Here is a 14,740-nt window from a genome sequence, read left to right on the forward strand (position 1 = left end):
ATGCCCTAAAAAAGCTGGCGTCTGACTAAAAAACCGCTAATCAAGCCTACCGATGCCGGCTTTTTTGCTGGCATTACTACCATAGTAAATGGATAAAAGATCACAGACAGGACGGCTCATAACCGTCCTGTTCGTATTTAGAAGAAGGAAAGACAGGGTTATACCATTGAGGATAATAGCTGCAGTTGGATAACAGCAAGCAAAGCAAACAGCTACGTATAAAACAGCTAGCTGGAATTGCCGATGTCAGCTTTTCCGCTGGCATCATCGACTACAATACACTGAGGAGAATAAAGAAAGTAAAGTGGTTATTAACCATCCTGTTTTACAAAGGAAAGTACAACAACATGGCTAATACCTTACGAGGCGGATGCCAGCAAAAAAGCTGGCATCGGCAGGGCCAAGTTGAACTTGGGGGATATACAAACAGGACGGGTATTACTTGCCCAAGTTGACATCATAGAGTTGCAAAACATTAAATTAAGGATAAATTCCGTGTAACCAGTGATAAACCGTTTCCAAAAATGCAGGATCAATGTCGCCTTTGATGGTAGCGTATTCCTGCGGTAATCCTGTTTTTGCGGGCAGCATCAGGTGGTTTAATCCTTCCAATTTTACGATTTTATAATTTTTATTACCCGCCTTTTTCAACGATTTTTCGATTCCCCGAAGGTTTAAGTCTGCATTAACCTGTACGTCTTTGGTGCCATTGACTGCCAGGGTAGGAACCGTTAATTGCTCTAAGTAAACAGAGGGATCGAAATTGATGAATTGTTGGAACCATTTCCCATGCGAAGTCTGATACACCTGACGAATGTAGGGGGCTTCTTTATCCTTCGCTGGAATCATGAAATTAAATAACTGCTTCTCTGATAATTTTTCTCGTAGAAGATCCAGTTTGGAACTGATTAACTGAGATTGCTGGGTACTATCCAGACCTTTTCCGAAACCAGAGAAAACGTCTTCGTAATAGTCATTCACGTATGTTTCAATCGCTGCCGAATCCAGCTTCATTCCCCGGAATAAATCGCGGTTTTGCTGCTTCATTAACTCCATGTGTTTCACCCCGGGAGCGGCCATTAATACCACAAACGCAATGTCTTTTCGCTGGGTTGCTACGACAGGAGCTACACTGCCGCCTTCACTGTGTCCCAATAAACCAATCTTTTTAGGATTAATTTCTGTTCTGGTTTTCAGGAAATCTACGCCAGCCGAGGCATCTTTAATGAAGTTATCAATCGTTGCATTGGTGAAAACTTTATTCATTTTTCCACCCCCGCGATCATCGTAACGCAATACAGCAAATCCGCGATCTCCCAAATACTCGGCAATGGCTTTGAAAGGTTTATGGCCTAAAATAGTCTCATTGCGATCCTGCGGGCCGGAGCCGGTGATTAGTAACACTACGGGAAATTTTTTACCGATCGTAGGAATAGTTAACGTACCGTGTAGTTGAACAGAATCCGTTTTATTCCAGAAGCTCACATCCTCTTCATGATACTTACTGGTTTCCTGACCGGAACTAATTCCTGAAATGCATAATAAACTCAAAAGAAGAAATAATTTCATTCGATTAGGTTGATTTAGGCGAATAGAACTATTGATAATGAGTTTAAGATACGTTTGTAACTTTATAAAACATAGGGCTTACCCGTAAAAAAAGCTCGACTCCAAGAGCCGAGCTTTTTTAGAACTTAGTATTTGTAATTAATTAACCATAAATACAGCGTTAGCAAATACCAGTTTACCCTGATACCAGAAGCCACGGAATAGAGGGTTATTTACCAGATACACTACCTGCCCGCGACCCATATCCTGCGTTCCGAACATTAAGGTGTTTTCCAGTCGTTTCTTAGCTTCGTTACCTACAAAACCCGCCACGGCTGGGCCTTTTTTCAGGTAACCTACATTCCAGCCATCTTTCAGGAATTCGTATTCGGTGGTAGATAAAACCAGACCGTGGTAATACGAAGGTAACCCGTAACCGAGTGGATGCGTAGGATCAATCGTGAATTTGTAAATCGCACCGGGCGTATCTGTTGAAACTGATTCGCGTTCGCGGTTACCAAATTGTTTCAGATTATCTTCTGCCGATTCTTTCCCTTCTTTCTTGCTTTCTTTTTTCGTAATGCTGAAACCATCTTTACCCGCCAGGGCCGAAACCGCCCCTTCGAGAGCAATCAGCTTACCGCCTGCCTGAATCCAGGTACGAACTTTAGTAACAGCCGCTTCATTCAATACGCGACCGTAGTTACCGTTTGCCAGAATGAGTACATCGAAATCAGCCAGATTCACACCCATGAAATCGTTGGTGCCAATCATTGTGGCGGGGTAATGCAGTTGTTGATCGAAGTAGTGCCAAACCTCACCCACGGCGTAAGGAGAGGTTCCTTCGCCCGTCAGGATAGCCACTTTGGGTGCTTTTAACTGAGAAACGTAGTTAGAGCCAAAGTCAGGGCCGTTGGTTACGTAACCCGTTGCTACCGGGATCAGGCTGATTTTCTGGTGTTCTGCTTCTTCTTTGATGATCGAATCAAAGGCATCTCCCAGCTTTGTATTTTCGCCACGTGTAATAATGACCGTGCCGATTCCGTATTTCTGACCGTCTACTTCAAAAGGCTTCGTAGCCACCCGAGCCCGGACTTTCTTACGGAACAAATGAGCTAATACGTGAGCATCTTCGTGCGAACTCCAGCGTAATAAATAAGCGTAGGGTTTAGCAACGTCAGCCGTTGGTTTATCCGTTGCCGCCGGCTTGGTCGTTGTAAAAGCCAGCTTGTCTTTCGTTGCGAACGCCTTCAGACCATAGGCGTAAGGCAAAGCCCAGGAAGTAATATCGTAGGTAACAGAATCTTCCAGCGAAGTTTTAGGCTCCATCAGGATTTTCAGGAATGTGGAGCGAGGCTGAGAGGTGCTGATGATGATATCTCCGGCTTCCACACCTGCATTCGCTGATTTATCATCCACAAAAGAATAAGCACCAGACAGGTTTAGCGATTTCTCGGCGTATCCGTACTGAAAGCCCATTTTCGTCAGGTAGTTGGTAAAAGCTTTTACTTTACCTTCATCGCCTTTCGTCTTGATTACGTAGCTCTTATACGTGCCCGTGGGGTTATTTTTAGCGTTTGTAAAGAACTTAATGAACTCAGAAGAAGCTTTGTCCGCATTGGCTGACAGGGCTTCCATGGTGGCTTTACTCGCCGCAACGTGGTGACTAATCCGCTCTTTCAGGGTCAGGGTATCGCCGTCGGCTTTGATGATGGCTAAACCTGCCCGGCCATTACCTGCCTGCTCGAAGGTCATACCGATGGCACCGTTGAAGGTAGGGTAGGTATCGCCGTAGCTGGGGTAGAATAAATCGAAGTTTTCACGCGTGAAGTACAACCAGCCATTCTTATCAAAGGTCTTGCGGTTGTAATCACCGATGATGGTCTGGAACTCCCGTTGCCAGCTCGTTACGTCCTGATGAACGGGTTTGGCGGGAGGCGTAAAGAAATAAGGTGAGTTAATGCCCTGCTCATGAAAATCCGCAAAAACGTGCGGCATCCACTGCTGATACAGGTTGTTACGAGCCTGACTTTCTTTCTGCACCATCCAGGCCCAGTCGCGGTTCAGGTCGAACATGTAGTGGTTCATACGTCCACCGGGCCAGGGCTCGGTGTGTTCCCAGGCATTGGCATAGGCGTTAGCCATGCTGCCTAAACGCTGGTTGTACCCATTCACGTAGCGGTCATAGCCATCGGGGTTCACACAAGGGTCAATCACAACGATTGTGTTTTTCAGCACCTCTTTGCTATCCCCTTTCAGCAGATTATACGCTACAATCATAGCGGCTTCGGAAGACACGTTTTCGTTACCGTGAATGTTATAACTCATCCAGGAGATGGGAACCGACTTGCCCGAAGCAGAGCCTTCCATCAAACCAATCGATTTTAAGTGATTGGTACGGATGGTTTCCAGTTGGGGAAAGTTTTCTTCCGAAGCCAGCACGGCTACCATCAAAGGACGGTTTTCGTAACTGGTGCCGTAATTCTGGAGCTTAATTTGTTTAGGAAACTGCTGAGCGAGATACTCGAAGTAAGCTAAAACGCGGTAATGGGGGGTACAACGGGTGGTACCGGGTTCGTAACCTAAAAATTCTTTGGGAGAAAGCTGTGCAAAACTTTGTAACGCAAAGAAGGTTAAAAGTAAGGAAAGGGAAATCTTCTTCATGCCGATGAATAAATTGTTCGGAAAATTCAAAATTAAAAGAATTTTCTTCCCTAATTATCGAATCCTTCCAAAAGATCATTGGCAAAGCGACTAAAGTGAATTAATCCGTGATGAAGTGGTAACCAACGCCCTTGATTGTCACCAGTTGAAGCTGTTGATCTTCCCGTAAATATTCCCGCAAACGGGTAATGTACACGTCAAGGTTTCTTGAATTAAAGAAAGAGTCATCGCCCCAAACCCGCATCAGAATTTCTTTGCGGGCAATGGTTTGGTGACGATTTTCGGAGAGGATTTTCAGTAATTCATTTTCGCGATGAGATAACTTTCGAATGTGCTCATGTAAACGAAGCTCGAATTTCTGCGGCCAGAATTCATAGTTTCCAAGCGGAATCGCCTGAGTACTTTTAGGGGTCGAAAAAGGAGAGTTGAGCTTCATCCGCAGAAGGTTATCAATCCGAACGATCAGTTCTTCCATGCTAAAGGGCTTGCGGAGGTAATCATTTCCACCCACCCCGAAGCCCTGAACGACATCTTCCACCTGCGTTTTAGCGGTTAGAAAAAGAATGGGTAAGTGGGGGTGACGCTGCCGAATTTCCCGAGCAACGGAAAATCCGTCCAGATTGGGTAACATCACATCCAGCACACAGAGGTCGGGAAGGAACTGTTCAAGTTCAGGAAGTACGGCCAATCCATCGGTTACCATGTTGACTTCCAGCTCACGACTTTCCAGACTTTCCTTGACAATTCGGCCCAGAAAAGGCTCGTCTTCTACGTATAATATTTTAGTTTTCATCGCTTAAAATACAGAACAAAAGTACTACCCTGACCTGGTTCGCTGTGAAGAGTAACCGTCCCGCCGTGAGCTCCCATCACCTGATGGACGTAATTCAGGCCCAAACCGTGTCCTTTCACATTATGAATATTTCCGGTAGGTACGCGGAAAAATTTCTCAAAAACCTGTTGCTGATACTGAGGGGGAATACCAATGCCTTCGTCCTGAATCCGTACTACTAATTGCTCGCCTAATTGCTCGCCCTGATCTTCCAGATGAAGGGTAACCCTAGGTTGATTATTGCTGTATTTCAGGGCATTGTCGATCAGATTATAAATCACATTGGTCAGGTGAATGCGGTCGGCAGTAACCCTAAAGTTAGAGCCAGATGGATGAAAATCGACTTGTGCCTGGTGTTTCTCAAACTGAAATTTTAGTGAATGCAGAATTTCTTCGATCAGACTGGAAAGATTAATCTCCTCAAATTGATAGATCTGCTGTTTCTGATCGAATAAAGCGGTTCGGAGCACATGATCAACCAGTAAATTCAGTCGGTTGAGTTCCATTTGAGAAATGGCTAAATACTCTTTGGTGCGATGAGGGTCTTTCAAAGCATCAAAACTACTCAGAGCTTCAATGGCGACGCTAACCGTCGAAATCGGCGTTTTTAATTCGTGACTAACATTACTAATAAAGTCGTTCTTTAGTTGGGTTAATTGTTGCTGTTGTTCTAAACTTTTAAAAACCAACAAAAAGGCCCCGGATGTTAACCCTAATAGAAAAACTGAAAACAGGATTTGTGGGAGTAATCGCTTGAAAATTACTCCCTGGTAATCCGTTAAATAAGCTACATAAAAATCTCTGGGGGGCAAACCTGCCTGATAGGAAGCCGTATGCAAGGAATCCAGTGAACGATGAGCCGGTGCCTGGAGACGTACAATACGGGTGCCTACGTTGATCTTGGAAGAATCCAGCTCCCGCCGAAATTGCTGCTGGAGATCACGGATCTTGATGGAATCCCGAATCGAGTCTTGGCTGGCTCTGCCCATTAACGATGGTAATATGCGGGAAAACAAATGGGAACGCATCGGACGATGCAATTCGCCAGTTTCTTCATCAGGTTGATAATCAGGCGGAAAAGGTCTACGGAAACGAGGCTCCCGTGAAGCAATAAACACCCGACCCCTGCTACCCAGACTAATAATTGTATCGGGTCCTTTGGAGTCCTCCCGCGGGAAAACATGAATCCGTAATTTTTTATGAGCAGTCTTTTCTCGCATGGATTCTTCCAGCGGACGAATGAGTCGCTTCATGACCAGAGAGTCCTGGAGGATATTAACCGAACGAAAAAAAGGCTGACTGGTTTCTGCCGCCAGCAGTCGTTTTTGTTCGTTGTAACTACGACTCAACCACCAGCCAAGAAAGGTAGTTAATACGAGCAGACAGCTAGTAATCAACGTAATAAGCGTACGATTGGAAGGGAGTGACTTTAAATTCCACATGGATTCAAAGATAGAAGCTTTCAAACGGTAAAACCGATTTATTAACGTTGATTAACCTTATTGTAAGAATCGTTAACGAGCCCGTGACCTAGCTTTGTCAGGTACATTAAATCCCCTTTGATTATGAAGAAAACCGCTTGGGTTGTCCTGAGTTTGATCAGTTTATCGACCTACGCCCAGAAAACGGAGGGCGTTCTGACCTATACTCAAAAAACTAATTTGAAAAGCAGATTCCAGAATATGGACCCGGCCATGCAGGCTCGTATGCCGGAGAATATTACCCGGCAATATCAGTTAGCGTTTACGCCTCAGGAAGCTTTATATGAACCCGCCGCCGTAATCGAAGAAGGGAATGGTTTTGGAGGGGGTGGCCCCATGGGCGGTCCGATGCGGTTCGGAGGTAGCTCCAGCATAGTGTATACGCAGATAGCCGAAAAGAAGAGAACCGAAGCTCGGGATATTTTTGGTGAAAAGTACCGCGTGCTGGACACCCTCGTGAACCAACGGTGGAAGTTGGGTAAGGAAACCAGAACAATCAAAGGTTTTGTCTGTCAGAAAGCCTCTTTTACGGACACGATGCGGGTTCAGCAAATCATGATGGGGCCGGGAGGCCCTCCGGCTGGAGAAAATCAGCAACCCATGCTTCGAACCGTCGTGGCCTGGTACGCTCCCGAAATTCCGGTTTCAATTGGTCCGGAAAAATACAGTGGCTTACCCGGATTGATTCTGGAAGTAGACGTGAATAATGGTGAAAGCCTGTATACCGTTAGCGAAATGGAGTGGCGGAAACCAAAGTCTTCTGAGTTAAAAGCTCCGAAAGGAGGAAAGGCGGTTACCGAAAAAGAAGTGCGGGAAATTATGATGAAACGAATGGAAGAAATGCGGAAAAACGGGGGTGGTATGCGAATGCGTCCGGGTAACTAACTCTCTTAGCTTTAGTAACCTAACAAAGAAGGGGTTGAAAGCATGATGACTTTCAACCCCTTCTTTGTTTTTTCTATGGTTGGTGGAGACACCAACCATGGCTAAGAGGATCTTTCATGGCTGGTGTCTTCACCAGCCATGAAAGATGTTAGAACTAATTAAAACGAATCATCTGTGGCCCGTTGCGACGGTTATTACCTCCCATGCCTGCCTTATTTCTCAGGGAATAGGTAAAGGTAAGGAGGAAGTAACGAGCCAGCGAGGTAACCCGCTCTTCCTGATAGTAATTCACCTGAGCCGAGCGGTTAATTACTACGTTTCGATTGAGTAAATCGATAGCACTCAGCTTAATTTCACCAACATTATTTTTGAGTATATACTTGGTAATCGAGGCATTCCAGATCGGAATTTTCTGGTTATAGTTATTGCCCGTCAAGACCTGATAGTTAACGGAACTGCCAATCGACCAGGTTTGCGTTAGATTCCAGTTCGCATCCAGGGTGTAGCGTTGTGTCAGGTAATTCTGATTCATGGCTGATTGCAGCGAGTATTGCGTTTGGTTCAGCGATAAATTAGCCCCGGCATTCACATCAAATTTGGTATCATTGCGGTAATCCAATCGTGTTCCGAGCGTAGTGGCCACCGTATTTGTACGATTTTCTGCATTATTAATGATGCTGATCCCCCGATTGTAAGTTATGCCCAGATTCGCATTTACCCGCATTCCCTTGATTCGCTGAATGGGGGAGCCAAAGCCAATGAATGTATTTCCCTGAATGGCATTGGGTACGTTAACCGATTGCGTGGTGGTCACTAACTGCTCGTTTACCGACTGCGAACTGGAAATTTTGTTAGTCGTATACGTCAGGAAGGCATTACCAAAAAAGTTACGGAACCGAGTTGTATTGAAAGAGAAGTAATTCAGCGAAAACGAATGGTTATACTCGGGTCGCAGGTTAGGGTTACCAATGGTAATATTCAGCGGGTCCGTGTTATTAATAATGGGTTGTAATTGCGTCAGGCTGGGCTGATTAACGCTGGTTTCGTAGTTGAAATTCAGGTTTCGACTATTGGCCAGATCATAACGTATCCGAAGGTTAGGCAGGAGGTTACCAAACGAACGATTCAGACTCGTTTCCGTTCTCGGAAATCTACCGACCAGCGTAGCCTCCTGTACATTCAATCCCGTCGAAATATTAATTTGATTGCCCACATATCGGTAACTCAAACCGCCACGATGGTAATAATATTGATTATCATACGTGTTACTCAACTGATTATTAAGCGTCGAACGTTCGCCCTTGATATCGTATACTTCACGATTGGTGTTATTCAAATTTTTCTGGTAAGAATAATTCGCTTCCAGAAAGCTTCGTTTGCTCAGGGGTTCGGTATAAAAGGTGGTTAGTCCATAATTGATTTTACCATTTTTCTGCGAATCGTTCTGAAGCGTCGTATCAGCGGTGTTCGTATCGAAATATTGATTCAGAGCATTAATAACACCGCTCCGCTGATCATTATTTAATCCGAAAATGAGGTTGGCCGTCAGGGTTCGACCCTTTTTAGCAAATCGGTGGCGAAGGGCAAAATTGGAATTTAAGGAATAGGCATCGCCTGCGTATTGATTGATCCGGTTCCCTTCGTTTCGCAGGTTACCCCCCGTGCCATAGGTTTGAGTAAGACTGGAGGTCTGGAAATTACTGTTGGTGAGGGAAGCCGTATTCGTCCAGCGAATGGTATTTACTGAATCCAGTTGGTGTTCAAGATTAAAGCTGAGCCGATGATTCAGATTTTTGTTCGTGGTGTTGCTGTTTTGCAGACTTTTGTAGTTACCACTTTCCAGGTAATTCTCCTTGTCCAAGTGTTTATCGACGGTACTGTTCGTGTTATTAATCAGATAGTTGCCGTCAATTTTTGTTTTCTTACTTAATTGCTGATAGAAATTCAATCCCCCGGAACCAGAGTTTACGAAACCTGCCGACGTTTGCCCACCCATATTGACAGGAACGCCATTAATTGAACTGCTACCTCCCTGAATACTCGTCGTTCGGGTTCCACCGCCCGACATTCCACCACCACCGGAGCTATTGATCGATGAAAAGTTGAAGTAATCATTCATCGTAAAACCCTGCTGGTTGATGTTATTCAACGTACCCACCAGCGAAAATTGCTGATCTTTTGCAAAGCGGTTCAGGTTCAGACGACCGGCGTATCGATGTTGAGAACCATACCCTGCCGAGCCCGTACCAAAAATCCCCTTCTTGAAATCTTCCTTCAACTCCAGGTTAATCGTTTTTTCCCGCGTGCCATCATCCACCCCCGAAAAACGCGATTGTTCTGATTTGCGGTCGAATAACTGAACGGCCTTGATGGCTTCGGCTGCCAGGTTTTTAGTAGCCATTTTGGGGTCCGTTCCGAAGAATTCCTTCCCATCTACCAGAATTCGCTGGACTTCTTTCCCATGAGCCTTGACGGTTCCATCGCTTTCTACCTCAACGCCCGGCAATCGTTTCAGTAACTCTTCAACCGTTGCGTTGGGGCGGGTCTTAAAACTGTCGGCGTTGAACTCTACGGTATCGTGACGCATCGTTACCGGAGCCTTTTCGCCTTTCACAATGACCTCATTCAAATCTTTGCCTTTGGCTTTTAGTCGAATCGTACCCAGATCGGGTTTGTTGACCAGGGCTTCATACTCCGAAAAACTCAGGTGAGTTACGCGAAGAATATAAGCGTGAAGTGGTAACTTTTTAAAAGAAAATTCACCGTTGGTACCACTAGTGGAAAATTCAATCAGGGTTGAATCTTTCGTGTCCAGCAGCATTACGGAAGCATTAGGGATGGCAATGCCCGAAGAGTCGGCAAGTTTGCCTTTCAGATTCCAGGGCGTTTGAGCAGCAGCCCAGCCCGAGATCATCGTCAGTAAGAAGAGGAGTAGGTATCGGTTTTTCATGGGGAAAATCATTTCTTTGGACGAAAGTACCCGACCCTAGAAAAGGAAAGGGTTAACGAACCTTTCTTTAAAGTTAAATAAGGTTAATGAGAAGATAGAGGGGGAGCAATGAATGCTTTCACTCAAAACTCTAAACGCAAAACGTCAAACTTTCCCCGAAACCGACTAATTTTGCGGCGTTTTAAGTTGTAGAAATGATTCATTTCGGGAAAGTTGTAGGGTTTCTGGTCGTTCTGAGTTGGGTATTGATGGGCTGTTCTTCGGAAGAACAGGAGGGCGTGCGTATTCCACCTTTACCGAATATGAACGAAGGATTCTCAACGCCTAAAGCCCTGGAATTCCTGAGTCGGGCCATTCAGCAGTATCCTGATCTGGCGGAAAATTATCAGAAAAGAGCTGAGATTTACCTGCAACGGTCGGAGTTGGACGCCGCTTTGGAAGATATTAATACGGCTATTAATCTGAAACGAAATACGGGTCGGTATTACGTGACCAAAGCCCGGATTTTACGTGAAAAAAAGCAGATTAACGAGGCTTTACAGGCCGCTCAGCGAGCCGAAATTCTCAACGAACGGAATCCTGATGTCTATGTTTTGCTGGCCGACTTATACCAGCGGGTCAATCAGCTAGGGAAATCCAGACAATACCTGGCCCGTACTTTGCAGATTAATCCTTACTACGGAGAGGCGTATTTCTACCGGGGGATGATTGCGGCCAAGCTTGGAGACACGACGGCAGCTTTGGTATTATTCATGCGAACCCGAACGCTGGTTCCCGGATTTTTGGGAGCGTATCAGCAGCTTTCTTCCATTTATTACCAGCAAAAGGACTATCCGAAAGCCTTATGGTTCGCCCGGGAAGGGCTGAATTATTACCCCAAAGATGCGGACTTGCACTACCGGCGAGGATTGGCTTTTACGCATACCGCTCAGGTAGACAGTGCCTATGCGGAATTTAACAAAACCTTAAAGGTAGAACCTGAGCATCCGGGAGCGAATATGTACGCAGCATCTATTTTATTTGGCGTGCAAAAGGTGGTCCCAGCTCTCAAGCATTTGCGAATTGTTGAGAAAACAAGCCCAAATTACCCCGGATTGAACTTTCTCATGGCTCAGTGCCTTGAATATACAGGGGACGATGACAAAGCCATGGATTATTACCTGGAGGAAGCCAGAGAAAATCCAGCCAATCGCAAAGCCGTAGGAGGGTATTGGCGAACCCGGCGGAGGCAATTGACGAATTACCCGTATTTACGTCAGGAAGAAAGATACCGCCCCGGACTAGCCGTTCCCGACAAAACCAACGGCACCGCCGAAGGCGATACCATATAGTTTAGTTGTTAGGAGTTTTGGGTTTCGAGTGGTTGAAAAAGAGTAATCATAATTAACTCAAAACCCCTAACCCAAAACGCTAAACTAACAAAGCACTCACGGACTTTGTATCTCCGTGATTTTTTAATCGTTCTATTTACTAAATACAAATGGAAAACCAAATCCAAATTACCCTGCCGGACGGAAGCATCCGTACGTTTCCGAAGGGTGTCTCCGGCATGGACATCGCCCGTAGCATCAGCGAAGGCCTTGCCCGTAATGTATTAGCCGCCGTTGTAGACGGTCAGGTGTGGGACTCTAGTCGCCCTATCGACTCCGATGCCCACGTGAAATTGCTGACCTGGAACGACACGGAAGGCAAATCAACCTTCTGGCATTCGTCCGCTCACTTGCTGGCCGAAGCCCTGGAAGCTTTATATCCTGGTGTGAAATTCGGTATTGGCCCCGCCATCGAAACCGGATTTTATTACGATGTAGACCTCGGCGATCACAAATTCTCGCAGGAAGACTTCAAGAAAGTAGAAGACAAAATGCTGGAGCTGGCCCGTACGAAAGAGGTATTCACCCGTACGTCCATTTCGAAAGCGGATGCCATCGCTTACTTCGAAGAAAAAGGAGATGAGTACAAACTGGATCTGCTGAAAGATCTGGAAGATGGAAAAATCACGTTTTACAACCAGGGAAATTTCACGGACTTATGTCGTGGTCCTCACATTCCAGATACAGGATTCATCAAAGCTGCGAAAATTCTGAACGTAGCGGGTGCGTACTGGAGAGGCAACGAAAACAATAAAATGCTGACCCGTATTTACGCGGTTACCTTCCCTAAACAGAAAGAACTCGAAGAGTATCTGCACGTGTTGGAAGAAGCCAAGAAACGGGATCACCGCAAGCTGGGGAAAGAACTCGAACTCTTCACCTTCTCCGAGCGGGTAGGACAGGGTTTACCCCTGTGGTTACCCAAAGGTGCGGCTCTGCGGGAACGTCTGGAAAATTTCCTGCGTCGGGCTCAGGTTCGGGCGGGTTATTTACCCGTGGTTACTCCTCACATTGGCTCGAAGCAATTATACGTAACTTCCGGTCACTATGAAAAATATGGCAAGGATTCATTCCAGCCGATTCATACGCCGGATGAAGACGAAGAGTTCCTGCTCAAGCCCATGAACTGTCCTCACCACTGTGAGATTTATCGTTCGAAACCACGCAGTTACCGGGATTTACCGGTTCGTTTTGCGGAATTCGGAACGGTATACCGGTACGAGCAGTCGGGTGAGTTACACGGTCTGACTCGCGTGCGGGGCTTTACGCAGGATGATGCTCACATTTTCTGCCGTCCCGATCAGGTAGAAGAGGAGTTCATGAAAGTAATCGATCTGGTTCAGTATGTATTCAAAGCCTTAGGTTTCAGTGAATACAGTGCTCAGGTTTCCCTGCGTGATCAGGAAGATCGGGCGAAGTACATCGGAACCGACGAAAACTGGGATCGTGCGGAACAGGCTATTATTCGCTCCGCTGAAGCCAAAGGGTTAAATACAGTTATTGAATACGGAGAAGCGGCATTCTACGGTCCCAAACTGGACTTCATGGTGAAAGATGCCCTGGGACGGAAATGGCAGTTAGGTACTATTCAGGTAGACTATAACCTTCCCGAGCGTTTTGATCTGGAATACACCGGTTCAGATAATAAGAAATACCGCCCCGTTATGATTCACCGGGCACCTTTTGGCTCGCTCGAACGTTTCGTTGCTATCCTGATTGAAAGTACGGCAGGTAACTTCCCGCTGTGGCTTTCTCCCGATCAGCTGGCCGTATTACCGATCTCGGAAAAATATACCGACTACGCCAATGAAATTTTCCTGCTGTTACAGGAAGAAGACCTGCGTGGGTATGTAGATCACCGGGATGAAAAAATCGGTAAGAAAATTCGCGATGCTGAAGTTTCTAAAACGCCGTTTATGCTCATCGTTGGGGAGAAGGAACAGGCTGAAGGAACGGTTTCTATCCGTAAAAAAGGCGAAGGTGACTTAGGCAGTATGCCAATCGGTCAGTTTATTGCCCTTGCTAAGGAGGAAATCAATAAAAATTTGCTTAAATTTCAGAAATAGCTGATCTTAGGCACATAATTTTTGAAGCCGTTAAATAAGGAAGCTTATTTAACGGCTTCTTCTCAGTTTTCAGTCAGGATAAAGAGGTTTCGGTAAGATCTGTATCCCACTGAAAACTCGCTAACTGAAAAACTCAAAAAACACCAAATTAAGAAGTATGGCATTACGCCCTGGCGGTATGAACCGCAGACCTCCTGTAAGGAAAGAAGAACCCTACCGCATTAATCAATTGATTCGCGGAGTACAACAAGTACGATTGGTTGGAGAAAACGTAGACCAGGGTATTGTGGATATCCGTCAGGCCCTCGAAATGGCTCAACAACAAGAGCTGGATCTGGTTGAAATTTCTCCCAATGCTGAACCTCCGGTTTGTCGGATCGTTGACTATTCTAAGTTCAAGTACGAGCAGAAGAAAAAGCAAAAGGAACTTAAGTCCAAGCAAATTAAAGTTGTTATCAAGGAAATTCGTTTCAGTCCTACAACGGATGACCACGATTACGATTTTAAATTGAAACACGCGATCAACTTCCTGAAAGAAGGTTCGAAAGTAAAAGCTTACGTACAATTCTCAGGACGCGAAATCGTGTTCAAAGATCAGGGTTTCAACCTGCTGAAAAGATTTATGTCAGATCTGGAAGAGCACGGAAAACTGGAATCAGAAGCTCGCTTGGAAGGTCGCCGGATGAACATCATCATTGCACCCAAAGTGAAAAAATAAGCTTTATCTAATAGATCAAAACCCTCCGCAGTTTTCTGCGGAGGGTTTTTAGTTATAGGTATTTATCTTTTGTAGAGACGCGATTGATCGCGTCTGGGTAAGAGGCAGTTTTGATTACTACAATTCAGAATGTTCCCTCCCTGGCTGGTGCCTTCACTAGCCATTACTAAGAGCCAAATGGTTGGTGAGGACACCAACCAGGGCGGATATTATAGGTATTTATCTT

General features: G+C 45.6%; 9 protein-coding genes. 4 read left to right on the forward strand and 5 right to left on the reverse strand.

The window, feature by feature from the left end; translation table 11 throughout:
* Positions 1-480: 480 nt before the first annotated feature.
* The 4 genes from QE357_RS10185 to QE357_RS10200 all read right to left on the reverse strand — a co-directional run bounded on the left by QE357_RS10185 (position 481) and on the right by QE357_RS10200 (position 6,486).
* Positions 481-1,569 carry an alpha/beta fold hydrolase gene (locus QE357_RS10185; protein ID WP_309707178.1) on the reverse strand — a complete coding sequence of 363 codons (1,089 nt, stop codon included), beginning with the start codon at positions 1,567-1,569 and terminating at the stop codon, positions 481-483.
* 138 nt (positions 1,570-1,707) lie between these two features.
* Positions 1,708-4,212 carry a M14 metallopeptidase family protein gene (locus QE357_RS10190; RefSeq protein WP_106635045.1) on the reverse strand — a complete coding sequence of 835 codons (2,505 nt, stop codon included), beginning with the start codon at positions 4,210-4,212 and terminating at the stop codon, positions 1,708-1,710.
* Positions 4,213-4,312: 100 nt separating this feature from the next.
* Complete coding sequence (locus tag QE357_RS10195; RefSeq protein ID WP_106634878.1) at positions 4,313-5,005, reverse strand: response regulator transcription factor; 693 nt, start codon at positions 5,003-5,005, stop codon at positions 4,313-4,315.
* Positions 5,002-6,486: a HAMP domain-containing sensor histidine kinase gene (locus tag QE357_RS10200; protein ID WP_309707181.1), complete on the reverse strand. Its 1,485-nt coding sequence runs from the start codon at positions 6,484-6,486 to the stop codon at positions 5,002-5,004. The genes QE357_RS10195 and QE357_RS10200 overlap by 4 nt, the downstream gene beginning before the upstream one ends.
* A gap of 123 nt (positions 6,487-6,609) precedes the next feature.
* Here QE357_RS10200 and QE357_RS10205 point away from each other — a divergent pair, with 123 nt between their 5' ends.
* Positions 6,610-7,410, forward strand: a complete 801-nt coding sequence (locus QE357_RS10205) for a GLPGLI family protein (protein ID WP_106634875.1) — start codon at positions 6,610-6,612, stop codon at positions 7,408-7,410.
* 154 nt (positions 7,411-7,564) lie between these two features.
* Here QE357_RS10205 and QE357_RS10210 read toward each other — a convergent pair whose 3' ends face one another.
* Positions 7,565-10,360 (reverse strand): outer membrane beta-barrel family protein, encoded by a 2,796-nt coding sequence (locus tag QE357_RS10210; RefSeq protein ID WP_309707184.1) that lies wholly within the window; start codon positions 10,358-10,360, stop codon positions 7,565-7,567.
* Between the two features lie 194 nt (positions 10,361-10,554).
* Between QE357_RS10210 and QE357_RS10215 the strand changes: the two genes are divergently transcribed.
* From QE357_RS10215 to infC, 3 genes are all read left to right on the forward strand, one after another.
* Positions 10,555-11,691 carry a lipopolysaccharide assembly protein LapB gene (locus QE357_RS10215; RefSeq protein WP_307142951.1) on the forward strand — a complete coding sequence of 379 codons (1,137 nt, stop codon included), beginning with the start codon at positions 10,555-10,557 and terminating at the stop codon, positions 11,689-11,691.
* Positions 11,692-11,840: 149 nt separating this feature from the next.
* The gene (gene thrS / locus QE357_RS10220; protein WP_106634872.1) at positions 11,841-13,796 is read left to right on the forward strand and encodes a threonine--tRNA ligase; all 1,956 of its coding nucleotides are present in this window, start codon (positions 11,841-11,843) and stop codon (positions 13,794-13,796) included.
* A gap of 157 nt (positions 13,797-13,953) precedes the next feature.
* The gene (gene infC / locus QE357_RS10225; protein WP_106634871.1) at positions 13,954-14,514 is read left to right on the forward strand and encodes a translation initiation factor IF-3; all 561 of its coding nucleotides are present in this window, start codon (positions 13,954-13,956) and stop codon (positions 14,512-14,514) included.
* Positions 14,515-14,740: the final 226 nt, after the last annotated feature.

It is taken from the genome of Siphonobacter sp. SORGH_AS_0500 (genome assembly GCF_031453245.1).
Classification (GTDB): Bacteria; Bacteroidota; Bacteroidia; order Cytophagales; family Spirosomataceae; genus Siphonobacter.